Source organism: Nonomuraea sp. NPDC003560, assembly GCF_042878785.1.
Classification (GTDB): domain Bacteria; phylum Actinomycetota; class Actinomycetes; order Streptosporangiales; family Streptosporangiaceae; genus Nonomuraea.
Genome location: NZ_JBIAOF010000004.1, coordinates 273,306 through 295,981 on the forward strand (window position 1 = coordinate 273,306; position 22,676 = coordinate 295,981).

The window sequence follows — 22,676 nt, forward strand, 5'->3', positions numbered from 1 at the left end:
CCCCCACCATACGGACGCGATCGCTGGTGGTAAAGAACCTTTCTAATCAAGGGTCTCGGTGGCGACGGTCCGGTAGCCGTTCCACACGAAGCGGGCCGTGGTCACCGCGTCGTCGCCGTCGCCGGTGATGAGCTGGTGGATGGCGATGCCGTCCAGCTCGCGGTATTCGCACCACTCGTGGTCGGAGGTGAGCACGAGGTCGAGCCCGAGGTTCACCAGCAGGTCGAAGACCTGGCCGCGGTTGGCCCGGTCGACGCCCACGAACACCTCGTCCAGCAGGATGAACCGGGGGCAGCCGGGGTCGGTGCGGTAGTGGGCGGCCACGGCGGCGAACAGCGGCAGGTGCAGGGCGATGGCCTTCTCGCCGCCGGACAGGGCGCCGTGCAGCTTCCTGGTCAGGTCCTGCCAGCCCTGGCCGTCGCCGCGGTCGAGGCGGACCACGAACCGGTGCCAGGACGTGTAGTCCAGCACCTTCATGAGCTGGTCCTCCCAGCCGGCCGAGGAGTTGTCGGCGCGCGCCTCCTCGACGCGGTCACGGAAGAAGGCGTACAGGGCCTCGCGGTCGGCCTCGCTCAGCCCGGCCGGGTCGCGCAGCAGCAGCTCGCGGGCCGCGCGGGTGGCCGGCGACTGGGTGGGATCGACCTGCCACACCAGGCGCACCGCGACCCCCGAGGCCGTCCGGACGCGTTCGAGCCGCTGGTTCATGCCCTCGACCAGCGCGGCGGCCTGGCGGATGCGGTCGGCCAGGTGCCGCCGCGTGTCACCGGCGAGCGTGCGGTCGAACAGGTCGCGCTCGGCCTCGGTGATGTCGCCGCGCCGCTCGTCGCGCTCGCCGCGCAGCGCCCTGCCCAGCGCCGCCGCGCCCGCTCGCACGCCGCCGGCGGTGGCGGTCAGCACCTGGACGTCCTCGTCGGGGGCCAGCTCCAGCTCGGCGCGGCCGGCTAGGACCTCCCTGGCGTGGTGGAAGGCGTCCCGCAGGCGGGCCTCGGCCTCCCTGACGGTCCGCTGCTCGTGGGGCACCGCGGCGAGCCGCCCGGCCACGTCCCCGGCCGCCTCCAGCACCGCCCGCACCCCGGCGTCGGGGGCGGGCCCGGCCGGGAGGCCGGCGTCGGCGGCCAGGTGGCCGGCCAGCAGGCGGCGCAGGCGCTCGCAGACCGCCTCGCGGACGCGCCCGGCCTCGGCGTGCTTCTCCTCGGCCTGCCCCAGCTCGCCTCTGAGCCGTCCGAGGCGGGCGTTGAGCCGGGCCGTGTCGTCGTGGATCGTCCGGATCCGGCGGCGGCAGCCCTGGTGGGCGGTCTGGGCGTCCTGGAGCCGGCCGAGCAGGTCGAGCTCCTCGCCGCCGGCCGCGGGCTCGACGGCGGCCAGCTTCTCGGCCAGCACGACGGCCGCGTCGGCCGCCTCCTCGGCCCGTTCCATCGCCCGTACGGCCAGGTCCTGGTACTCGCGGGCGGTCTCGGCCGCCTGGCCGGCGCGTTCCCTGGCCGCGCGGGCGTCGCCGCGCCGGTCGTGCCAGACGGCGCCGGTGGTCTCGGCGGCGCGCAGGGCGGCCTCCAGGCGGTCGAGCGCGGGCCGGGCGGCGGGCAGGGCGTGCCGGGCGGCCAGCTCGGTGAGCCGGCGCAGCGACCTGCCCACCTCCTTCTCGCGCTCGTGCAGGCGCTGCTCGTGCGCGCGGAGCTGGTCCTCCAGCAGGGCGACCTTGCCCACGGCCGCGTCCAGCGCCCGCGCGGCGCCGTCGTACGGCCTGCGGTCGGGCCGTCGCCGCAGCTCGGCCGCGAGCGTGTCGCGGTCGCCGGCCAGCACCCTGAACAGGTGGTCGCACTCGGCGATCGTGCCGGCCAGGTCGGAGAGCCGGTCGTCCAGCTCGGCGACGCGGCGACGCAGGGCGCGCTCGCGGGCGGCGTCGCCGATGTAGGCGGGCTCCGGCTTGACCCAGCGCCCGGCGGCCGGGCCGAGCCGCCAGGTGCCGTCGGCGCCGACGGCCGCCGGGTGGTCGAGGCCGAGCGCCGTGGGGGCGAAGGCGACGCCCGCGAGCACCCGCTCGGCCGAGACGGGGGCGCCCGGCTGGGCGGACAGCACGGCGGCCAGGCTGTGGCCGGGCGCGGGCCGGGCCAGGGCGGAGGCGGCGAAGGCGTCGTGCTCGCCGGGGTCCATGCCGCCGTCGGGCAGCAGCCACAGGTCGAGCAGGCCCGAGGCTTCGAGCGCCGCCTCGACGCCCGCCTGGGTGACCGGGTCGACGCCGGAGCGGAAGCCGAGCGCCCGCCACAGCGGCATGCCGGGCCGTCCGGAGCGGGAGGCGGGGCGGGCGGGCGAGGGGGGCGGCTCCAGGGCGGTCCGGTCGGCCAGGCGTTCGCGTTCGCGGGCCAGTTCGGCGCGTTCGGCGTGCAGCCGGTCGCGCAGGCCGGTCAGGTGGTGCTCGCGGGCGGCCAGCCGGACCGCGGCCGCCGTGCGCGCCGCGCCGACCAGCTCGTCGGCCTGGTCGGACCGGTCGGCGAGACCGGCCAGCTCCTCGGGGTCGAGCCGGAGGTGGGCGCAGCCGCGGGCCCACTCCTCCAGGGCGGCGGCCAGGTCGCGGGCGCGCTCGTCGCGGGTCGCGCCGGCTTGCTCGTGGGCGGCGGTCGCGGCCGCCAGGTCGTCGCGGACGCGGTCGCGGTCGTGCTCGGCGGTGGTGCGGCGGCCGATCGCCTCCTCGTGCTCGACGGCCGCCGCCGCGACCTCGCGGATCTGCCCGGCGCGGCTGGTGACGGCGGCGCGCAGCAGCTCGCGGGCGCGGCGCACGGACTCCTCGCCGTCGTCGCCCCGCTCCCCCTCGCCGCCCGGCTGAGCGCCCGAGTGATCCGGAACCGGGCGTTCGCACTCCAGGTGGACCGAGAGCAGCCCGGCGCGCTCGGCGGCCCGGCGGGCCTCGGCGCGGGCGCGGTCGGCCAGGCCGGTGGCGACGCGGGCGACGGCCGCCGCGCGCAACGACAGCTCCTGCCTGGCCGACGCGCCGCGGGCCGCCGCCCCGGCCTGGTCGCGCAGCCGGGCCGCCGACTCGTGCGCCTCGCGCGCCTGCGTGCGCAGCCGGTGCAGGTCGCGCCCGGACCGGTACGCCTCGCTCTCCTTCAGCCCGTCGATCTGCGCGGCCAGGGCCAGCTCCTGCGCCTCCTCCTCCGACAGCCGGACGGCCGCGGCGGCCAGCTCGTCGCCGGCCTGCTTGAGCGCCTCCCGTCCGGCCTTGACCTCGGCGGCTAGGGCGTCGACGGCCTGCCCGGCGTCCAGGGCCGCGGCGGCGGCCGCGCGCAGCACCTTCTGGGCGTAGCCGCGCTGGACGTCGGCCAGCCGGTCGGCCTCCTGCACGTCGCGGTCGAGCAGGCGCAGCTCCTCGCGCTGCCGGTCGAGCCGCTCGAACCCGTCGGCGATCTCGTGGATCTCGCCCTCGCCGAGCGGCGGCAGGGCGCTGGACAGCAGGTCGGACAGCAGGCCGGGGTCGAGGCGTTCGGACAGTTTGGGGGTGCGCAGCTGGCGCAGCGCGGTGAGCAGGCAGTCGTAGCGCTGCTCGTTGAGCCCGGTGTAGAGGGTACGGCGCACGAGGGCGCGGTAGGCGTCGGCGGACTCGTGGACCGTCCCGGCCTCGCCCAGTTCGTCGGCGAGCTGGGCCCTGGTCAGCGGCTGGCCGCCGTCGCCGGTGAGCCGGACGCCGCCGGGCAGTCCGACGCGGGAGCCGGTGGTGAAGTAGGCGGCGGTGACGTTCTTGGTGTGGGCGGTGGCCTGGAGGCGGGCGCCGCAGGTGAACCAGCGGCCGTCGGCGTGCTGGAACTCCAGCCAGACGTAGCCGACGCGGGTGACGCCGCTCGCGCCCTCGCCCATGAGGTTCCAGTGCATGGTCCGCTCGGTGCCGCCGAACGTGGACAGCCTGCTGGGTTTGAGACTGGCGTCCAGCACGTACGGCAGCAGCAGTTCCAGCACCTTGGACTTGCCGCTGCCGTTGGGCCCGCGCAGCAGCAGCCTGCCCCGGTGGAACTCGAACACCTCGTCGTGGTAGCGCCACACGTTGAGGATCCCGGCGCGTACGGGCATCCAGCGCCGGTCCATGCCCGGAGCGGTGCGGGCGGGCGTGAGCTCGGTGACGGTCATGCGTCCTCCGTGTCGGCCGGGCCGCGATCGACCCGGTAGCGGGCTCCGGCGGGCAGGGCGGCCACCCGGTCGCCGGTGCGGCGGGCCAGCCCGAACATGGCGAGCACCGCCAGCGCGTCGGCCGCGAGGCGGGGCGCGCCGCCGTCCGACTGGTAGGCCCTGGCCCACTGGGGGAAGCGCCGCAGCAGCTCGGCGGCCTCCTCGTCGAGGCGTCCTGCGGGCAGCGGACCGGCGGTGACCAGCAGGTCGAGCAGCAGCAGGGCGGCGACCTTGGCGGGGCCGCCGTCGTCGGGGAACCTCGTGTCGGTGGCGACGGCTTCGGTGTCGACGAGCAGCAGCCCCTCGGCGCGTTCCTCCAGCACGAACCCGGCCTCCTCGGCGGCCCTGCGGATCATCCGGCGGCCGGTGAGCGAGGCGGCGTAGGCGGCCTGGGCGGGGGTCAGCTCGTCGCGGTAGACGACGGGCTCGTCGAGCAGGCGGCGGATGACGGAGTGGCGGGCCCACAGGACGCGCTGGGTCTCCGTGGGCTCGTCGCCGCCGTAACGGGCCTCGACGGTGAGCGCCGCGGTGGAAGCCACGGTGGGAGCCACGGTGGAAGCCACGGGGTCGCCGGCCGCGCCGGGCAGGCGGGAGGGCGGGACGGGCGCGGCCAGCAGCCTGATCACGCGGGTGGTGTCCACGCGGTAGAGCACCTTGGCCTCCTCGTCGCCGAGGTAGGCGTCGGTCGTGCCGTCGGTGGGGGTGAGCGCGCCGTGCCGTTCGAGCAGTTCGAGCGCGTCGACGAAGGCGGCCCGCTCGTCGGCGCTGACCGGGTCGAACGGCGGCACGCCGGGCTCGACCGCCGCCGCCCGCGCCACCCGTCCGGCCAGCATGCCGATCGTGGTGACCGGCGCGGCGAGCAGTTCGGCCGCGCACAGGCACAGCAGCGTGTAGCGGCGGCGGTCGAACGGCGGGCCGCCGGCGCGGCGGCGGGCCGGGCGGGTGGCCGTCGGCCGCGACCCGACCTTGACCAGGCGGGCGTAGCCCTCGCGGGGCTCCACGACCAGCCGCCAGCCGCAGAAGTAGTCGAACCACCGGGTCAGCGGCTCCCGCCGTTTCCTGATCACCGCGAAGGCGGCGGGCTCGTCGTCCGCCGCCAGGAAGGGCCGGGCGAGGAGGGTCCTGATCGCGCGGGCGATCTCCTCCTTCTCGGCCCTGACGAGCTGGTTGGCCAGGCTGCTCATGCCCCTTCGGCCCTCCCGTGGTCGCGGGCGCCCGGGGAGCGCACGTCGAGCAGGTAGTCGGGGCCGCGGAACCAGCCCTCGGAGGTGCGCAGCACCGCGACCGCGCCGTCGCCGGGGGCCCGCAGCACGACCTCGACCCGGCCGTCGGAGGTGACGGCCCGGCGCAGGCCGGTGGCGTCGGGACGGGCGGCCAGGGCCCGGCCCAGCAGGTCGAGCAGCCGGCCGAGGGTGTCGTGGTCGAGCGCGCCGAGCTGGGACAGCCGGACCGAGCCGGTGGTGGCCAGCGCCCGCCAGGCGGCCTCCAGCCCGGCGTGCTCCTTCTCGGCACGGGCGCGGCGCTCGGCGCGCAGGGCGGCCACGTCGCGCACCCGCCCGGTACGGCCCATGCGCTCGGTCCTGCCCCGCGAGCGCAGCAGCGCCGAGACCGCCACCGGCCCGGCCTCCGCCCAGGGCGTCCCGGCCGGGACGAGCTCGGCGTCGGCGTGCCCGAGGTGGGCGTGCCGGGCGGGGCCGAGGCCGAAGGCGGCGTCCCAGAGGCGGTGGGCGTCGTCCTCGGCCGGCGCGGTGGCGAACCAGCGGGCCAGCGCGCGGAAGTCGGCGGCGGCGCCGGAGGCGGGGCGGCGGGCGGCGGTGACGCGGTCGAGCAGCCCGAGCAGGGTGACGATGGCCTCGCCCGCGACCTCCTGCAGCCGCCGCAACCGGGGCCCGCCCCCGCTCCCGGTCCCCCCGCTCCCGGTGCCCCCGCTCCCAGTGCCGCCACTTCCGGTGCTGCCGCTCTCGGGGGCCGGGACGAGGTCCGGGTCGAACCACTGGCGCAGCTCGGCCCAGGCGGCGGCGCGGGCGGCCAGCCACGGCGTGGCCGGGTCGGTTCCGGGGATCCGGGGCAGGTCGGCGCCGGCCAGGGCCCGGGTGTGCAGGACGCCGACGCCCCGGGCGGCCACGCCGCGCAGCGCCCGCGCCACCGTCTCGCCGCGCTGCTCCAGCCCGGTCAGGAACTCCTGGAGGTAGGCCACCGTGGCCGCCTCGGCCTCGTGGAACGTGCCAACACCGGCGCCGTCGGCGCGCAGCAGCCGCCGCAGCTCGCCGTTGAGCCGCACGGTGTCGCTGCGCAGCCCGTCGAGGTGGCACTCCAGCTCCCGCAGGCAGGTGAACACCCGTCGGTCGCGGCCGGGGTCGGGGTCGGCCAGCAGCGCCTCCAGCTCCTCCAGCCGGTCGGCGACGGCGTCGAGCACGGCGGCGTGGAGCGCGCCCCCCGAGGCCGGTGTCGCGGTGGCCAGCGTCGCCGACGCCTGCCGCAGCCCGGCGTGGGCGGCCTCGCCCTGGGCGGTCAGGGCGTAGCGCAGGTTCCCGCGTTCGTACTCCTCGGCGGTGGCGAAGCCGGCGGCGTGGTCGAAGACGACCTCGACCAGCCGCCAGCCGGCGAGCTGCCGCAGCGCGCCGGTGAGGTCGTGCTCGCCGACGGGGGCGTACCAGCCGCGGTCGCGCAGCCGGTCGCGGACCTCGCCGGCGGTCAGCGCGGGCTCCAGGCGCTCGGCGGCGGCGCCGAGGACGCCGAGGAGGGCCGTGTGCAGATCCGCCCGCTCAGTGGTGGCGAACCGGAACATCTCCGGCGGCACTCGTGGCAGCTCCGCCATCGCGCCGTTCTCCCCTCTCGCCGCGGTTTCACCGGAGCCACCGTAGTGGCAGAGACGGGCACCGCGGGGGCCGGTTTGCGAGCAGATGCCACGGGTATGGTCGCCGCGTTCGGCTGCCGGTGGCAGGCGGCGCGGTCCGCGCCCGGTACGGCGGCATTCGGGGAGGACGGGGGCCTGTGATGGCGGAGATCGAGGCGACGCGCGGGATGCCGGCCGACAGCATGATCGTGTTCGGGGTGGCGTCCGACGTCGAGCTGATGGACCGGTGGCTGCCGCAGGGGTTGTGGGTCGGCGACGGCGGGGCGGGCACCGTCGAGGCGGGCGGCGAGCTGGTGCCCGGCAGCGGGCGGCACGAGGGGCTGTTCCGCGCCCAGGAGGACCAGCTCCGGGTGGAGTGGGGCGGCCGCGACCACCCCGACTACGCGGGCTGGCTGCAGGTGTCCGACTCGGCGGCCGGCACGAGCGAGGTGACCGTGCACCTGTCGCTGCTCGACGAGCCCGCCTCCAGCGCCAGGGTCGGCGAGGTGCGCGAGCTGCTCGACCGCTCCCTCGACCGGCTGGCCGACGAGGTCACCCGCCGGGTCTCCGAAGGCGGCTGAACGACGGCCCTTCCTGAGCGCGGCCGGACGGCGCGCTTCTCCGGGAGCGGCTGAGTCCGGCGCGCAAGCGGGGGCGGCTCTACTCGAAGGTGGCCTTCGCGGGGGCGGCTCTTCGCGGGGGCGGCTCTTCGCGGGGGCGGCAGAGGCCCGGCGGGCGGGCGGGGGCGGGCCCGCCCCTCCGGGGTTCAGGCGTCCTCGCGGTCCGGGTTCTCCAGCCGGAAGAAGTTGCTCTGCTTGCCGTCCTTCTTGTGCTCCTGGTAGATGAAGTTCAGCTTCCGCTGGTCGAAGGTCTCGAACCACTCCTCCCAGGTGATCTCCGCCAGGTCGTCCCCGCCGTAGCCGGGGAAGTCGAAGCGGAGCACGCCCGCCCTGCCCTGGTGCTCGGTGCCGGGCACGGTCGCGGGCTTGGCGCCGCGTTCCTGCGCCCATTCCTGGATCACGTCGTGGTCGGTGGTGACGAGGCTGCGGCCGGGCCGCTCCTCGTGCTCGTCGGTCGAGGTGACGTGCTGCTCGTATTTGTGCTCGCCCTCGACGGGACGGTTCTGCTTCGACATGGCGGCCTGTTCCCCCTGGTAGTCGTGCGGATGACCTGCTCGATACCCAGCCCGGCGCGCTTCTTGCAAATGATCTGTGCCACCACGCTTAAAGGGGCTCGCAAGGTATTCCCGTCAACTTTTGATTATGCGACGTTTAATCACGATTCTTTCCCCCGTACTCGCAGGTCTGATCGCCGCGGCCGGCCTGTCCGGAGCCGCGGACGCGGCCGCGAACGGCGGGCTCAACGCCTATTACGGTCAGCGCCTGGCCTGGTCGGGGTGCGGCAGCGGGTTCCAGTGCGCGAAATTGACGGTGCCCCTCGACTACGCGAAGCCCGGCGGCCGGCGGATCGGGATCGCCATGGTCCGGCTGCCCGCGACCGGCCGGCGGATCGGCTCGATCGTGCTGAACTTCGGCGGCCCCGGCGGCGCCGGCACGACCATCTTGAAGGCCGACAAGACCGTCATGTCGGCCGCCGTCCGGCAGCACTTCGACGTGGTCAGCTTCGACCCGCGCGGCGTGGGCGCCTCCGCCCCCGTGCGCTGCCTGTCCCCTCTCGGCCTGGACGCCTACTTCGCCGCCGACCCCACCCCCGACAACGCGGCCGAGGTCAAGCGGGCCAAGGCGTGGATGAAGATCTTCGCCCAGGGCTGCGCGACCAACTCCGGCAAGCAGCTGCTCGCGCACGTCGGCACCGGCGAGGTGGCCCGCGACCTGGACGTGATGCGGGCCGCCCTGGGCGAGGCCCGCCTGACCTACTTCGGCTTCTCCTACGGCACCTACCTGGGCGCCCGCTACGCCGACCTGTTCCCCACCCGGATCCGTGCCATGGTGCTCGACGGCGCCGAGGACCCCGGCCAGACGCTGGCCGAGTTCGGCGCGGCGCAGGAGCGGGGGTTCCGGCTGGCCCGCGAGTCGTTCCTGCGCGACTGCTTCAGGGCCAGGGACTGCCCGTTCCCCCGGCACACCGTCGCCGCCGCGACCAGGCGGCTGGAGGCGCTCTACAAGCGGGCCGACCGGGCGCCGCTGCGCAACGACGGCGACAGCAGGCAGGTCAACGAGGCCATCCTGCGCGCGGGCGTCAACCAGGCCATGTACGCCAGGGACAGCTGGCCCTACCTGCGCCAGGCGCTCACCCTCGCCTTCAAGGGCGACGGCACGGCCATGCTCGCCCTGGCCGACGTCAACCACGGACGCCGTCCCGACGGCAGCTACGACAACAGCACCGAGGCGCTGACGGCCGTCAACTGCCTGGACCATCCCGAGCAGCGCTGCGCGTACTGGCCGGTCAAGGGCAAGGGGTTCACCAGGAAGGTGCGCGCCCACGGGTCGCCGCCGATCGTGGTGGTGGGCACGACGCGTGACCCGGCCACGCCGTACGAGCTGGCCAGGCGGCTGGCCGGGCAGCTGGAGCACGGCGTGCTGCTGACCCACGACGGCGACGGGCACACGGCGTACAAGGGAAGCTCGTCCTGCCTGGACCGGCAGATCGACCGGTACGTGATCACGGCTCGCGCGCCGCGCCCGGGAGCCTGCGCGAGGGTCTGAGGGCGTGGGCCTCGCTCCCTCACCCGCTCATGGGCGGGTGAGGGACTGGTGACGTTCGGGTCAACCCTGGCCGCGCCTGCGCGGCGGGCACGACCGGGCGGGAGAGATTGGGCGGACGTAGCCGGAAATTCCCGCCCGAGGAGCCCATGGAGTCGCTGCTGGTCCTGCACGCGCTCGCGGCGGTCTGCGCTCCCTGGCTGGCCCGGCGCATGGGACGGGCCTCCTTCCTGCTGCTGGCCGTGGCGCCCGGCGCCGGTTTCGCGTACACGGTGTGGCTGGGGGTGCGGGGGCTGCCGGCGCGGGAGGACACCCGCTGGGCGCCCGCGCTCGGGCTGGAGCTGTCCTTCCGGGCCGACTCGCTGACCCTGCTGATGATGGCGCTGGTCACCGGCGTGGGCGTGCTGGTCCTGGTCTACAGCGTGCGCTACTTCCCGGCCGGCGACGACGGGCTGGGCCGCTACGGCGGCGCGATGGCCGCCTTCGCCGGGTCGATGCTGGGGCTGGTCACGGCCGACAACCTGCTCCTGCTGTACGTCTTCTGGGAGCTGACCACCGTCTTCTCCTACCTGCTGATCGGCTACGACCCGGAGAGCCGGGCGGGCCGGCGGGCCGCGATGAAGGCGCTGACGGTGACCACACTGGGCGGGCTGGCGATGCTGGCCGGGTTCGTGGTGGTCGGGCAGGCGGCGGGCACGTACGCGCTGTCGGGGGTCGTCGCCCGGCCGCCGCAGGCGGGCCCGCTGGCCGCCGGGCTGGTGCTGGTGCTGGCCGGGGCGCTGTCGAAGTCGGCGATCTTCCCGTTCAGCACGTGGCTGCCGGCCGCGATGGCGGCGCCGACGCCGGTGTCGGCGTACCTGCACGCGGCGGCCATGGTCAAGGCCGGGGTGTACCTGGTGGCCAGGCTCGGGCCGGCGTTCGGGGACGTGCCGCTGTGGCGGGCGGTCGCGGTGCCGCTCGGCGTGCTGACGATGCTGCTGGGCGGCTGGCGGGCGCTGCGCGAGACGGACCTGAAGCGGCTGCTGGCCTACGGCACGGTCAGCCAGCTCGGTTTCCTGATCACGCTGTTCGGCTCGGGCACCCGGGGCGCGGCGCTGGCCGGGGTGGGCATGCTGGCCGCGCACGCGCTGTTCAAGGCCGCGCTGTTCCTGGTCGTGGGCGTCGTCGACCATGCGACCGGCACCCGTGAGCTGCGCGAGCTGAGCGGGGTCGGCCGGTCGATGCCCTGGGTGTGCGCGGCCGCGGTGCTGGCGGGGGCGTCGATGGCGGGGCTGCCGCCGTTCGCGGGGTTCGCCGGCAAGGAGGCGGCGCTGGAGTCGCTGCTGGACCGGCCGCTCGTGCTGGCGGGGGTGGTGGCGGGGTCGGCGCTGACGGCGGCGTACACGCTGCGGTTCCTGTGGGGGGCCTTCGCCGCCAAGCCCGGCGTGCCGGTCACGCCGGCGCACCGGACGGCGGCGGCCATGTTCGCGCCCGCCGCGCTGCTGGCGGTGCTCGGCCTGGCGCTGGCGCCCTTCGCCTCCTGGTACGGCGGCGCGATGTCGGGCTACACCGGCACCTTCCGCGAGCCTGGCCACGCCACGCACCTGGCGATCTGGGCCGGCCTGTCCCCCGCGCTGCTGCTGTCGGCCGTGGCGCTGGCGGCCGGGGTGCTGCTGTTCCTGGCCAGGGAACCGGTGGCCAGGGCGGGCGCGGCGCTGCACGTGCTGGACTCGACGCAGCTCTTCTGGTCGCTCGTCCGCCGGCTGGACCGGTTCGCCGTCCAGGCCACGGGCTTCGTCCAGCGCGGTTCGCTGCCCGACTACCTGCTGCTCACGCTGGCCGCCACGACCGGCGTCGGCGTGTTCGCCGTCGCCTACGGCGGCGTGCCGCACCTGGACGTGCCGGTCGTCGCCTGGGAGCGCGTGGAGCAGCCGGTGCTGGCGGTCCTGATCACCGCGTCGGCGGCGCTGGCGCTGTTCGCCCGCGCCTACATCCTGCTGGCCGTGGTCGTCGGCGTCATCGGGTACGGCACCGCGCTGCTGTTCCTCGCGCACGGCTCGCCCGACCTGGCGCTGACCCAGTTCCTGGCCGAGACGCTGGCCCTGGTGGTGTTCGCCCTGGTGCTGCGGCGGCTGCCGGTGACCCCGGTCAGGGCGCGGCTGCCGCGGCTGTTCCGGTTCGGGCTCGGGCTGGCCGTGGGGGTGGTGGTGACCGGGGCGGGAATGCTGGCCACCAGCGCGCGGAGCACCTGGGCCGTCGGGTCGCTGATGCCCGCCGCGGCGCGCGAGGCGGGGGCGCGCAACATCGTCAGCGCGATCATCCTGGACATCCGCGCCTGGGACACGATGGGCGAGAGCACGGTGCTGGTCGTGCTGACGCTGGGCGTGACGAGCCTGGTGTTCCTGCGGCGCCGGACGTACGAGATCGAGCGGGACGACCGCGGCCGGGTGCCCGCCGAGCGCACGCACTGGTTGTCCTCGACGCTGCCGCGCGGCCAGCGGGCCGTGGCCTTCGAGGTGGCGGCCCGGCTGACCTTCCACACGGTGCTGGTGCTCTCGGTGTTCCTGCTGTTCGTCGGGCACAGCGGGGTCGGCGGCGGGTTCGCCGGCGGCATCGTGGCCGGGCTGGCGATCACCGTGCGCTACCTGGCCGGCGGCCGGTACGAGCTGGCCGCGGCGGTCCCTGTGCACGCAGGCGTGCTGATGGGCGCCGGGCTGACCCTGTCGACCGGCACGGCGCTGGCCGGGCTGCTGTTCGGGCGGGCGGCGCTGGACATGCTGGCGGCCGACGTGCACCTGCCGCTGGTCGGCAGCCTGCACGTGTCCACGGGCCTGCTGTTCGACCTCGGCGTGTACGTCTCGGTCACCGGCATGGTCCAGGACGTGCTGCGCGGCCTCGGCGCCGAGCTGGACCGGCAGATCGAGGCGGAGGAGAGCGCGTGACGATCTCCCTGGCGCCGTTCCTGTGCTGCTGCGTGATGATCACGACCGGTGTGACGCTGCTGCTGGAGCGGAGCCTGGTGCGGGTGCTGGCCGGGGTGGTCGTGCTGGGCAACGGCGTGAACCTGCTGATCGTCACCGCGGGCGGGAACGCCGGCGGGCCGCCCATCCTGGGCAGCACGCCGGTGGCGGACATGGCCGATCCGCTGCCGCAGGCGATGGTGCTCACCGCCATCGTGATCACCCTGGGCGTGACGGCGTTCGTGCTGGCCATGGTGCACCGGTCGTGGCAGCTCACCGGCAGCGACGAGGTCCAGGACGACACCGAGGACCGGCGCGTGCGGCTGCGGGCCAGGCGCGGCGAGCTGAGCCACGCCCTGCGCACCCGCCAGGACGCCTACCGGCGGCTGGTCGTGGAGCAGCGGGCGGAGCTGGCCCGGCTGGAGGCCGAGCAGGCCGAGCGGGAGCGGCTGCAGGAGGCCGACCTGGAACGGCGGATCGCCCGCGTGCACACCGAGCTGGAGGAGTGGATGCGCACCCGGATGGCCGAAGGGCTGTCGGAGGAGGAGCTGCAACGCGGCTTCGAGGAGGCCGGGCAGCGGGACGTGCCGGACGAGGAGGCCACGGCCGGCGACAACGCCGAGCGCATCGACGAGCTGCGCCGCGAGCACACCCGGCGGCGGGCCGAGCAGGCGGCCGGCGAGAGGGAGCTGCGCCAGCGGATCAAGGCCAGGCAGCGCGACGCCCGCAGGCAGATGCGCTCGGCCATCCGCGAGGAGCGGGCCCGCCAGGCGCTCGCCAACGACCCCGAACTGGAGGGCGACGACTAGTGGCAGGCAGGGGCGGGGCCCGTGGGTGACCTGGTCGAGCTGCGCGGGCTGGTGTGCGTGCCGGTGCTGCTGCCGCTGCTGGCGGCCGGGATCAAGCTGGCGATCGGCGGCCGGCTGCGGCACCTGCAGTCGGCCATCAGCCTCACCACGCTGGGCATCTCGCTGGCGGTGTCGGTGCTGCTGCTCGCGCACGCCGACACGCAGGGCCCGCTGGTGACCGAGCTGGGCGGCTGGGCCTCGCCGGTCGGGATCTGCCTGGTGGCCGACCGGCTCTCGACGCTGGTGCTGGTGGTGTCGTCGGCGGTGACGCTCTGCGTGATGGTGTACTCGATCGCCAACGCCTACGACGAGGCCGAGCACGACGCGCCGATGGCGATCTTCCATCCGGCGTTCCTGGTCATGGTGGCGGGCGTGGCGGACGCGTTCCTGTCCGGTGACCTGTTCAACCTGTTCGTCGCGTTCGAGATGCTGCTGAGCGGCTCGTACGTGCTGCTGACCTTCGGCGGGACCGAGTCCAGGATGCGGGCGGGGGCCACGTACACGCTGATGGCGCTGGCGTCGTCGATGTTGTTCCTGATCGCGCTGGCGGTGACCTACGGCGCGACGGGCACGTTGTCGATGGCGCAGCTCGCCGAGCGCTTCGGCACGCTGCCCGCGCAGGTCAAGCTGCTGGTCGAGCTGACGCTGCTGCTGGCGTTCGCGATCAAGGCGGCGATCTTCCCGGTGTCGGCGTGGCTGCCGGACTCCTACCCGACCGCGCCCGCGCCGGCCACGGCCGTGTTCGCCGGGCTGCTCACGAAGGTCGGCGTGTACGCGATCATCCGGCTGGAGGCGCTGCTGTTCCCCGGCGGGCCGGTCTCCACGCTGCTGATGGCGGTGGCGCTGGCCACGATGCTGGCCGGCGTGCTGGGCGCGGTGGCGCAGACCGACATCAAGCGCATGTTGTCCTTCACGCTGGTCAGCCACATCGGCTACATGGTGTTCGGGGTGGCGCTGTCGACGGTGGCGGGACTGGCGGGCGCGGTGTTCTACATCGTCCACCACATCACCGTGCAGACGAGCCTGTTCCTGGTGACGGGGCTGATCGAGCGGCGCACCGGCACCACGTCGGTCAACCGGCTGGGCGGGCTGATGAGGACCGCGCCGGTGCTGGGCGTGCTGTTCTTCGTGCCCGCGATGAACCTGTCGGGCATCCCGCCGATGTCGGGATTCCTGGGCAAGCTGCTGCTGGTGCAGGCGGGCCTGGACAAGGGCGGCCCGGCGGCGCTCGTGCTGGTGGCGGGCGGGCTGCTGACGAGCCTGCTGACGCTGTACGCGATCGCCAAGACGTGGGGCAAGGCGTTCTGGCGCGCGCCGCGCGAGGAGCGGCTGGGCCAGGTGATGGAGAGCGAGGAGGCGACGGGTGAGGAGCCGGTGGTGACGACGACGGCGCTGCCGCCCGTGCTGCTGGGCGCGACGGCGGCGCTGGTGGCGCTGGGGCTGTCGTTCACGGTGCTGGCCGGGCCGCTGGCGGCGCTGACGCAGCGGGTGGCCACGGAGCTGAGCGAGCGGCAGACGTACATCACCGCCGTGCTGGGGACGCGGCGGTGAGCGGCGGCGTGCTCGCGCCGCGGCTGTTCGGCCGGCGGGTGCCGCTGCCGCTGGTGGCGTGGCTGACGCTGGTGTGGGTGACGCTGTGGGGCGAGCTGTCGGCGGGGAACGTGCTGGGCGGCCTGGCGACCGCGCTGGTGGTGACGTGGCTGCTGCCGCTGCCCGTCCTGGACCCGGGGATCAGGGTGCGGCCGCTGCCGCTGGCGCGGTTCCTGCTGTGGTTCGGGTGGGACATGCTGCTCTCGACCGTGCGGGTGGTGGCGTGGGTGGTGCGGCCCGGCGATCCGCCCACGCAGCTGGTCCTGGTGCGGCTGCGCACGTCGTCGGAGTCGATGACCGTGATGATCATGGTGGCGTTGTCCACGATGCCGGGGAGCCTGGTGGTGGAGGCGTACATGGACAGGAGAGAGCTGATGCTGCACGTGCTGGGGCTGGCCGGGGAGGGCGTCCCGGACGCGGTCCGCAGGGACCTGGCCGCGCTGGAGTCGCGCATCGTGGCCGCGTTCGGCACCCGCGCGGACCGGGAGGAGCTGCGGTGAGCGCGGTGTACCTGGTGACGATCGCGCTGCTGGGCGGCGGGGCGGCGGCGGCGTTGTGGCGGGTGGGGCGCGGGCCGTCGATGCTGGACCGCGCGGTCGCCCTCGACGTGCTGACGTCGCTGGCGATGTGCGCGGTCGGGCTGTTCGCGGTGGTCAGGGACGACTACTCCGACCTGCCGGTGCTCCAGGTGCTGTCGTTGCTGGGGTTCGTGGGCTCGGTGTCGCTGGCCCGGTTCTTCCCGGGGCGGTCGGGGTGAGCGTGACGGACAGCGTGATGGGCAGCGTGATGGGCAGCGTGATGGAGATCGCGGCGGCGGTCTGCCTGGTGCTCGGGGCCGTGCTGGCGTTGTCGGCGGGCGCCGGGCTGGTGCGCTTCCGCACGACGCTCGACCGGATGCACGCCGGCACCAAGCCGCAGGTGCTCGGCGTGCTGCTGGTGCTGGCCGCGATGTGGCTGCACCGGCCCACCTGGTGGAACGCCGGGCCGCTGCTGATCGTGGGGGCCTCGCAGGTGATCACCGTGTCGGTGGCGGCGTACATGGTGGGGCGGGCGGCCTACTCGCGTCAGTCGTCGCGGGACGAGACCGAGATGCCGCCCTCGGAGGAGGACTGATCGCCCCTGCGGTCGAGGGCGGGCTGGCCGAACCAGGTCCAGGCGGCCAGCCCGGCCAGGATGCCGGCGGTGACCCAGGCCAGGGTGGAGTGGAACAGGTAGTCGATCACCAGCATGGTGGCCGTGGTCATCGACACCACCAGGGCGAGCGCTCCTAACAGGCCGTAGGTGTTGGACCGGCGTACCAGCCTCTCCTTGTGGCCCTGCCGGAACAGCACGCGGTGCTGGGCGGTCGGCGCGATGTAGCAGATCGACGCGACGGCGGCGCTGACCAGCGCGGCGAAGTAGAGCCAGCGGTCGGTCTGGTCCAGCTTGACGAAGCCGGGTGAGAAGGGGACGGTCAGCAGGAACGCGAACAGCACCTGCACGCCGGTCACCGCGACGCGGGCGCCCTGCAGCAGTTCGACGAAGTTGCGGTCGGCGCGTTCCTCGTGCGACTCGTTCTTCACTCGGCCTCCTTGTTGGATGTTCCCCTCTTCCTTGGCGGAGGCCGGTCGAAACATGGATGGCGGGGTCAGCTGAGGATCTTGGCGGGGGTGATGGGCAGGTCGCGCACCCGCCGGCCGGTGGCGTGGTGAACGGCGTTGCCGATCGCGGCGGCGGTGCCCACGATGCCGATCTCGCCGATGCCCTTGGAGCCCATCGGGTTGAGCAGGCCGTCCTGCTCGTCGATCCAGACGGCCTCGATCGCCGGCACGTCGGCGCAGGCCGGCACGTGGTACTGGGCCAGGTCGCGGTGCAGGAAGCCGCCGAACTCGTCGTCGGTCAGCGTCTCCTCCATCAGCGCCATCCCCATGCCCATGGTCATGCCGCCGACGAACTGCGACCGGGCCAGCCTGGCGTCCAGGATGCGGCCGGCGGCGAACACGCCGAGCAGGCGCGACAGGCGGATCTCGCCCGTCACGGAGCTGACCCTGACCTCGGCGAACTGGGCGCCGAAGGCGTGCCTGGCCAGCTCCTCGTCCGCCTTGACCTCCTCGGTGGTGTCGGCGGTCCCCTCGCCGCCGTCGGCCCGCAGCGCCTCGCAGGCCCGTACGACGGCCGAGCCCCACGACGCCGTGCCCATCGAGCCGCCCGCGACGGGGGCCTTCGGCAGGTCGCTGTCGCCGAGCTCGACGTGCACCCGGTCGGGGGCGACGCCGAGGCAGTCGGCCGCGATCCTGGTGAGCACGGTCCGGGCGCCGGTGCCGATGTCGGCGGCGGCCACCCGGATGACGAAGTCGCCGTCGCGCACGGTCGCGGTGGCCTGCGAAGGGCCGCGTCTGGCCGGGTAGGTGGAGGCGGCCACGCCGGTGCCGACCAGCCACTCCCCCTCGCGCCGGACGCCGGGCGCCGGGTCGCGGCGGTCCCAGCCGAAGCGGCGGGCGCCCTCGCGCAGGCAGGTCACCAGGCTGCGGGAGCTGAACGGCAGCCCGCCGTCCGGCTCGGTCGTGGGCTCGTTGCGGATGCGCAGCTCGACGGGGTCGATCCCGGCCGCCTCGGCCAGCTCGTCCATCGCCGACTCCAGGGCGTACATGCCGGGGCACTCGCCGGGGGCGCGCATCCAGGACGGGGTGGCGACGTCGAGGCGGACGAGCCGGTGCGCGGTGCGCAGCGCGGGCGTGGCGTACATGACGCGGCCGGGGGTGGCGGCCTGCTCGGCGAACTCGACGATCCTGCTGGTCTGCACGTACGCCGTGTGCTCGACCGCGGTGAGCCGGCCGTCGGCGTCCGCGCCGAGCCGCAGCCGCTGGACGGTGGGCGTGCGGTAGCCGGTGAGGTCGAACATCTGCTGCCGGGTGAAGACGACCTTGACCGGACGGCCGGCGGCCCGGGCGGCCAGGGCGGCGAGCACGGCGTTCGGCCTGGTGGTGCCCTTGGAGCCGAAGCCGCCGCCGACGTGCCTGGACACCACGCGCACCCGCTCGGCGGGCAGGCCGAGGGTCTTGGCGATGCTGTCCCGGTCGCCGCTGGTGCCCTGGGTCGAGTCGTAGACCAGCAGCCGGCCGTCGTCGGCCCACACGGCCACCGCGGCGTGCGGCTCCATCGCGTTGTTGTGCAGGGGCGGCGTCGTGTACGTCACGTCCACGGCGGACGCGGCGGCGGCCAGCCCGGCCTCCACGTCGCCCTTGCCGGTGTCGGGCGGCAGGTTCGGGTTGACCTTCTCGGGCCGGTAGAGGTCCGGGTGGTCGGCGCGCAGGCGCACGTCGTGGGCCTGCGGTTCGTAGGCGACATGGACGGCGTCGGCGGCGGCGCGGGCCTGGTCGTAGGTGCCGGCGACGACGGCGGCCACGAGCTGGCCCCGGTAGACGACGTCCCGGGAGCGGAACAGCGCCAGCTCGGGGTCGGCGTCCTCGGCCAGGTCGGGCGGGTCCTCGACGGACAGCACGGCGAGCACGCCCGGCATGGCCAGCGCCGGCCCGGCGTCCACCCCGGTCACCTGGCCCCTGGCGACCGTGGACTGCACCGGGTAGCAGTAGGCGACGCCTTCGACCGGGTACTCGGCGGCGTACGTGGCCAGCCCCGTGACCTTGACGCGCCCCTCGATGCGGTTCACGGCGTCAGCTCCTCCAGCGTGCGGACGATCAGGTTGCGCGCCAGCGGCAGCTTGTACGCGTTGCGCGGCAGCGGGCGGGCCTGGTCGAGCTCGGCCTCGGCGGCCCGCAGGTACGCCTCCCCCGTGGCGGGACCGCCGATGATCTCCCGTTCGGCGCGTTCGGCCCGCCAGGGCGCGTGGGCCACGCCGCCGAGCGCGATGCGGCAGCCGGTGACCACGCCGTCCCAGCGCACGTCGAGCACGGCGGCGATGGACACCAGCGCGAACGCGAACGAGGCCCGCTCGCGCACCTTGCGGTAGAGGGAGGCGCCGGGCGGCGGCGCGGGCAGCTCGACGGCGGTGATCAGCATGCCGGGTTCGAGCACGGTGTCGCGCTCGGGCTCGTCGCCGGGCAGGCGGTGCAGGCCGGGCATGGGGATGATCCGGTCGCCGGCCGGGCCGGTGACGTGCACCTCGGCGTCGAGCGCGGCCAGCGCCACGGCCATGTCCGAGGGGTGGGTGGCCACGCAGGCGTCGGAGGCGCCGAGCACGGCCAGGTTGCCGTGGTCGCCCTCGATCGCGGGGCAGCCGGTGCCGGGCTCGCGCTTGTTGCACGGCCTGGTGACGTCCTGGAAGTAGGGGCAGCGGGTGCGTTGCAGCAGGTTGCCGGCCACCGTGGCCATGTTCCTGACCTGGCCGGAGGCGCCGGACAGCACGGCCCTGGCGAGCATCGGGTAGCGGGCGCGGACGAGCGGGTCGGCCGCCAGGTCGCTGTTGCGCACGGCCGCGCCGATCCGCAGCCGGTCGCGTACGGGCTCGACGGCGTCCAGCGGCAGGCGGCTGACGTCCACGAGGTGGTCGGGGGCGGCCACGCCGAGGCGCATGAGGTCGACCAGGTTGGTGCCGCCGCCCAGGTACATCGTGCCGGGGCCGTACCGGCCGACCGCGTCGGACGGGCTCTGGGCGCGGACGTAGTCGAACGGCTTCACCGGGCCACCTCGCCGATCGCGGCCACGATGCCGGGATAGGCGCCGCACCGGCACAGGTTGCCGCTCATGCGTTCCCTGATCTCCTCGGGCGTCAGGGCCGGGTCGAGGAGGAGGTCGGCGGTGACGGCGCTCGGACCGGGCTCGCCCAGCATGCCGACCGCCGAGCAGAGCTGGCCGGGCGTGCAGTAGCCGCACTGGAAGGCGTCGTGCTCGATGAACGCGGCCTGCAGCGGATGCAGCTGCTCGCCCGAGGCCAGCCCCTCCACGGTGACGATCTCGCTGCCGTCCACCGCCACGGCCAGCGCCAGGCAGGAGTTGGCCCGGCGGCCGTCGATGAGCACCGTGCACGCGCCGCACTGGCCGTGGTCGCAGCCCTTCTTGGAGCCGGTCAGGCCGAGCCGTTCGCGCAGCAGGTCGAGCAAGGAGATCCTGGGGTCGACGGCCACGGTGTGCGGCACGCCGTTCACCTGCAGGGTGATGTCCATAGGCGCTCGCCTACCCGGCCACCGCCGGAGGCAACCACGGGCTCGGACATCTCGGGGTAAAGGTGACGGGGTCCAGGTGTCGGGGCGCGGGCGGCGGGTAGCCGGGGAGAGGATCGGGCCGCGGAGGGGTGCATGGGGCGAGCGTTCGACGAGCAGGTGGCGGAGTCCGAGGCGGTGCTCACCGTCAACGCGGGCTCGTCGAGCCTGCGTCTCGACCTCGTGCAGGGCGGCTGCGTGCTGGACAGCGCGCACGCCGAGCGGGCCGCGGACCCGGGCTCGGCGCGCGAGGAGCTGGCGGCGTTCCTCGGCGGCCACTTCGACCGCGACATCCGCGCGGTGGCGCACCGGCTGGTGCACGGCGGCGACGTCGTCCGCGCGCCCACGCTCGCCGACGACGAGACCGTCGAGGCGCTGCGCGGCGTCGTGAGCCTGGCGCCGCTGCACCTGCCGCCCGCGCTGGCGCTGCTGGAGGCGGCCCGCGAGCAGCTTCCCGCCGTGCCGCACGTGCTCTGCCCCGACACGGCCTTCCACGCCGGCCTGCCCGACGCCGCCGCGGTCTACGCCCTGCCGCGCGAGTGGCGCGACCAATACGGACTGCGCCGCTACGGCTTCCACGGCCTGTCCTACGCCTGGACCGCCGACCGGGTGGCCGAGCTGCTCGGCCGGCCGCTCGCCGACCTGGAGCTGGTGCTGACCCACCTCGGCGGCGGCTCGTCGGTGTGCGCGGTGTCTGGCGGGCGCAGCCTGGACACCTCGATGGGGTTCACCCCGCTGGACGGCGTCCCGATGAGCAAACGCTCGGGCAGCGTCGATCCCGGGATGCTGATGTGGCTGCTGTCGCAGGGCCACCTGTCGGCCGACGAGCTGGGCGAGGGCCTGCAACGCCGGTCCGGGCTGCTCGGGCTGTCCGGCGGCCGCTCGGGCGACACCCGCGAGCTGGTCGAGGCCGAACGCGCCGGCGACGCCGAGGCCGCCCTGGCCCTGGAGGTGTTCTGCCACCGGGTGAGCCGGGAGATCGCCGCCGCCGCCACGTCGCTGTCCAGGATCGACGCCCTGGTGTTCACCGGCGAGATCGGCTGGGACCAGCCGGAGGTGCGCGAGGCGGTCTGCCGCCGTCTCGGGCTGCTCGGCGTCGAGCCGCCCGAGTCCGGCAACCGGCACGACGACGGCCCGGTCAGCGGGCCGGGCGCCGCCGTGCCCGTCCTGGTCGTCCAGGTGCGCGAGGAGCTCCAGCTCGCCCGCGAATGCCTGGGCGTCTTCCGGCCGGCAGAGGAGGACGGCTATGGATGACGTCACCCGCTCGGCGCTGCGGCTGTCGGGCGAGCAGGATCTCGACCCGCTGCTCGACCGCGTCGGCGAGGCCGGTCTCGTGCTGATCGGCGAGGCCAGTCACGGCACCCACGACTTCTACACCTGGCGAGCCGCGCTCACCCGCCGCCTGATCGCCGAGAAGGGCTTCGGGTTCGTCGCCGTCGAGGGCGACTGGCCCGACTGCGAGCGCGTCCACCGCGCGGTCACCCGCGACGGCGAGGACCCCTTCGACGCCCTGTACGCCTACCAGCGCTGGCCCGCGTTCATGTGGGCCAACGAGGAGGTCGCCGAGTTCTGCCGCTGGCTGCGCCGCTGGAACGCGGCCCTGCCGCCGGGCGAGCGCGTCGGCTTCCACGGCCTCGACGTCTACAGCCTCTGGGAGTCCCTGCGCGCCGTGCGCCGCTACGCCGCCGACCACCTGCCCGACCAGCTCGGCACGGTGATGGAGGCCCTGTACTGCTTCGAGTCCTACGGCCACGACCCGCAGCGGTACGGCCTGGAGACCCGCCTGGTCCCTGACTCCTGCGAGACCGAGGTCGTGGAGCTGCTCAGGGCGGTCGTGGCGGCCGCGCCCGCCGACGAGGACGGCTTCGAGGCCCGGCAGAACGCCGAGGTCGTGGCCGGGGCCGAGAACTACTACCGGACCATGGTCGGCGGCGGCCCCGATTCGTGGAACGTCAGGGACGTGCACATGGCCGACACCCTGGACCGGCTGACCGCCTTCTACGGGGCCAAGGGCGTGGTGTGGGCGCACAACACGCACGTCGGCGACGCCCGCGCCACCGACATGGCCGCCGCCGGCATGACCAACCTCGGCCAGCTGGCCCGCGAGCGGCACGGCGAGGACGTCGTCCTGGTCGGCTTCGGCGGCTACCGGGGGACGGTCGTGGCCGGGGCGAGCTGGGGCACGCGGGCGCACGTCATGCCCGTCCCGCCGGCCCGGCCCGGATCGCTGGAAGCTCTGCTGCACGACGCGCTCGGCGGCGAGCGCGCCCTGTTCGTGACGCCCCGGCGGCCCCGTCCGCGCTGGTTCGACCAGCCGCTGGACCACCGCGCGATCGGCGTCGTCTACCGGCCGGAGCGCGAGAAGTGGGGCAATTACGTGCCCACCGCGCTCGGCGACCGCTACGACGCCTTCATCTGGCTGGACGTCACCGAGGCCCTGCACCCGCTGCACGCCGAGCCGTGGGACGACGTCGAGCCGGAGACCTATCCCAGCGCCATGTGACGGACTG

Annotated in this window: 18 protein-coding genes; 10 read left to right on the plus strand and 8 right to left on the minus strand. The window is 75.0% G+C overall.

The features are described from left to right. Positions 1-42 precede the first annotated feature (42 nt). The 3 genes from ACFYUV_RS17490 to ACFYUV_RS17500 are packed head-to-tail and all read right to left on the minus strand — an operon-like array spanning position 43 to position 6,970. Positions 43-4,113 (minus strand): TIGR02680 family protein, encoded by a 4,071-nt coding sequence (locus ACFYUV_RS17490; RefSeq protein WP_387669596.1) that lies wholly within the window; start codon positions 4,111-4,113, stop codon positions 43-45. Then, on the minus strand, positions 4,110-5,336 hold the full coding sequence (locus ACFYUV_RS17495; protein WP_387669597.1) for a TIGR02678 family protein: 1,227 nt from the start codon (positions 5,334-5,336) through the stop codon (positions 4,110-4,112). Before ACFYUV_RS17495 ends, ACFYUV_RS17490 begins: the two co-directional genes overlap by 4 nt. Continuing rightward, positions 5,333-6,970 (minus strand): TIGR02677 family protein, encoded by a 1,638-nt coding sequence (locus ACFYUV_RS17500; RefSeq protein ID WP_387669599.1) that lies wholly within the window; start codon positions 6,968-6,970, stop codon positions 5,333-5,335. Before ACFYUV_RS17500 ends, ACFYUV_RS17495 begins: the two co-directional genes overlap by 4 nt. Positions 6,971-7,149: 179 nt before the next feature. Here ACFYUV_RS17500 and ACFYUV_RS17505 point away from each other — a divergent pair, with 179 nt between their 5' ends. Continuing rightward, complete coding sequence (locus ACFYUV_RS17505) at positions 7,150-7,569, plus strand: SRPBCC family protein (RefSeq protein WP_352330618.1); 420 nt, start codon at positions 7,150-7,152, stop codon at positions 7,567-7,569. Between the two features lie 185 nt (positions 7,570-7,754). On the opposite strand, the gene ACFYUV_RS17510 is transcribed toward ACFYUV_RS17505, so the two are convergent. Beyond that, positions 7,755-8,123, minus strand: a complete 369-nt coding sequence (locus ACFYUV_RS17510) for a hypothetical protein (RefSeq protein ID WP_387669601.1) — start codon at positions 8,121-8,123, stop codon at positions 7,755-7,757. A gap of 127 nt (positions 8,124-8,250) precedes the next feature. On the opposite strand from ACFYUV_RS17510, the gene ACFYUV_RS17515 reads away from it, so the two are divergent. The 7 genes from ACFYUV_RS17515 (at position 8,251) to ACFYUV_RS17545 (ending at position 16,141) form a co-directional block, all read left to right on the plus strand. Then, on the plus strand, positions 8,251-9,654 hold the full coding sequence (locus tag ACFYUV_RS17515; protein ID WP_387669602.1) for an alpha/beta hydrolase: 1,404 nt from the start codon (positions 8,251-8,253) through the stop codon (positions 9,652-9,654). 146 nt (positions 9,655-9,800) lie between these two features. Next, a complete protein-coding gene (locus tag ACFYUV_RS17520; RefSeq protein WP_387669604.1) occupies positions 9,801-12,572 on the plus strand; it encodes a Na+/H+ antiporter subunit A in 2,772 nt (923 codons plus the stop codon). Then, on the plus strand, positions 12,569-13,399 hold the full coding sequence (locus ACFYUV_RS17525; protein ID WP_387669605.1) for a Na(+)/H(+) antiporter subunit C: 831 nt from the start codon (positions 12,569-12,571) through the stop codon (positions 13,397-13,399). Before ACFYUV_RS17520 ends, ACFYUV_RS17525 begins: the two co-directional genes overlap by 4 nt. A gap of 21 nt (positions 13,400-13,420) precedes the next feature. Beyond that, complete coding sequence (locus ACFYUV_RS17530; RefSeq protein WP_387669607.1) at positions 13,421-14,989, plus strand: Na+/H+ antiporter subunit D; 1,569 nt, start codon at positions 13,421-13,423, stop codon at positions 14,987-14,989. Beyond that, positions 14,986-15,528: a Na+/H+ antiporter subunit E gene (locus ACFYUV_RS17535; protein WP_387669608.1), complete on the plus strand. Its 543-nt coding sequence runs from the start codon at positions 14,986-14,988 to the stop codon at positions 15,526-15,528. Before ACFYUV_RS17530 ends, ACFYUV_RS17535 begins: the two co-directional genes overlap by 4 nt. After that, a complete protein-coding gene (locus ACFYUV_RS17540) occupies positions 15,525-15,785 on the plus strand; it encodes a monovalent cation/H+ antiporter complex subunit F (RefSeq protein ID WP_352351365.1) in 261 nt (86 codons plus the stop codon). Before ACFYUV_RS17535 ends, ACFYUV_RS17540 begins: the two co-directional genes overlap by 4 nt. Before the next feature lie 2 nt (positions 15,786-15,787). Then, on the plus strand, positions 15,788-16,141 hold the full coding sequence (locus ACFYUV_RS17545) for a cation:proton antiporter (RefSeq protein ID WP_387669609.1): 354 nt from the start codon (positions 15,788-15,790) through the stop codon (positions 16,139-16,141). Here the strand turns inward: ACFYUV_RS17545 and ACFYUV_RS17550 are convergent. From ACFYUV_RS17550 to ACFYUV_RS17565, 4 genes are all read right to left on the minus strand, one after another. Continuing rightward, on the minus strand, positions 16,093-16,590 hold the full coding sequence (locus ACFYUV_RS17550; protein WP_352327547.1) for a DUF6328 family protein: 498 nt from the start codon (positions 16,588-16,590) through the stop codon (positions 16,093-16,095). The two genes, ACFYUV_RS17545 and ACFYUV_RS17550, sit on opposite strands and share 49 nt — an antisense overlap. A gap of 65 nt (positions 16,591-16,655) precedes the next feature. After that, positions 16,656-18,677 carry a xanthine dehydrogenase family protein molybdopterin-binding subunit gene (locus ACFYUV_RS17555; protein WP_387669611.1) on the minus strand — a complete coding sequence of 674 codons (2,022 nt, stop codon included), beginning with the start codon at positions 18,675-18,677 and terminating at the stop codon, positions 16,656-16,658. Next, positions 18,674-19,645, minus strand: coding sequence for an FAD binding domain-containing protein (locus tag ACFYUV_RS17560; RefSeq protein WP_387669612.1), 972 nt, complete (start codon positions 19,643-19,645; stop codon positions 18,674-18,676). Before ACFYUV_RS17560 ends, ACFYUV_RS17555 begins: the two co-directional genes overlap by 4 nt. Next, positions 19,642-20,130, minus strand: coding sequence for a 2Fe-2S iron-sulfur cluster-binding protein (locus tag ACFYUV_RS17565; protein WP_357977060.1), 489 nt, complete (start codon positions 20,128-20,130; stop codon positions 19,642-19,644). Before ACFYUV_RS17565 ends, ACFYUV_RS17560 begins: the two co-directional genes overlap by 4 nt. Before the next feature lie 132 nt (positions 20,131-20,262). Between ACFYUV_RS17565 and ACFYUV_RS17570 the strand changes: the two genes are divergently transcribed. Both ACFYUV_RS17570 and ACFYUV_RS17575 read left to right on the plus strand, forming a co-directional pair. Continuing rightward, complete coding sequence (locus tag ACFYUV_RS17570; protein WP_387669613.1) at positions 20,263-21,420, plus strand: acetate/propionate family kinase; 1,158 nt, start codon at positions 20,263-20,265, stop codon at positions 21,418-21,420. Beyond that, a complete protein-coding gene (locus tag ACFYUV_RS17575; RefSeq protein ID WP_387669614.1) occupies positions 21,413-22,669 on the plus strand; it encodes an erythromycin esterase family protein in 1,257 nt (418 codons plus the stop codon). Before ACFYUV_RS17570 ends, ACFYUV_RS17575 begins: the two co-directional genes overlap by 8 nt. The last annotated feature ends 7 nt before the right edge of the window (positions 22,670-22,676 follow it).

Excerpts from the sequence above, each read along its gene's own strand:
- ACFYUV_RS17490 (WP_387669596.1), bottom strand. The coding sequence starts at position 4,113 with ATGACCGTCACCGAGCTCACGCCCGCCCGCACCGCTCCGGGCATGGAC.
- ACFYUV_RS17495 (WP_387669597.1), bottom strand. The coding sequence starts at position 5,336 with ATGAGCAGCCTGGCCAACCAGCTCGTCAGGGCCGAGAAGGAGGAGATC.
- ACFYUV_RS17500 (WP_387669599.1), bottom strand. The coding sequence starts at position 6,970 with ATGGCGGAGCTGCCACGAGTGCCGCCGGAGATGTTCCGGTTCGCCACC.
- ACFYUV_RS17505 (WP_352330618.1), top strand. The coding sequence starts at position 7,150 with ATGGCGGAGATCGAGGCGACGCGCGGGATGCCGGCCGACAGCATGATC.
- ACFYUV_RS17510 (WP_387669601.1), bottom strand. The coding sequence starts at position 8,123 with ATGTCGAAGCAGAACCGTCCCGTCGAGGGCGAGCACAAATACGAGCAG.
- ACFYUV_RS17515 (WP_387669602.1), top strand. The coding sequence starts at position 8,251 with ATGCGACGTTTAATCACGATTCTTTCCCCCGTACTCGCAGGTCTGATC.
- ACFYUV_RS17520 (WP_387669604.1), top strand. The coding sequence starts at position 9,801 with ATGGAGTCGCTGCTGGTCCTGCACGCGCTCGCGGCGGTCTGCGCTCCC.
- ACFYUV_RS17565 (WP_357977060.1), bottom strand. The coding sequence starts at position 20,130 with ATGGACATCACCCTGCAGGTGAACGGCGTGCCGCACACCGTGGCCGTC.
- ACFYUV_RS17570 (WP_387669613.1), top strand. The coding sequence starts at position 20,263 with ATGGGGCGAGCGTTCGACGAGCAGGTGGCGGAGTCCGAGGCGGTGCTC.
- ACFYUV_RS17575 (WP_387669614.1), top strand. The coding sequence starts at position 21,413 with ATGGATGACGTCACCCGCTCGGCGCTGCGGCTGTCGGGCGAGCAGGAT.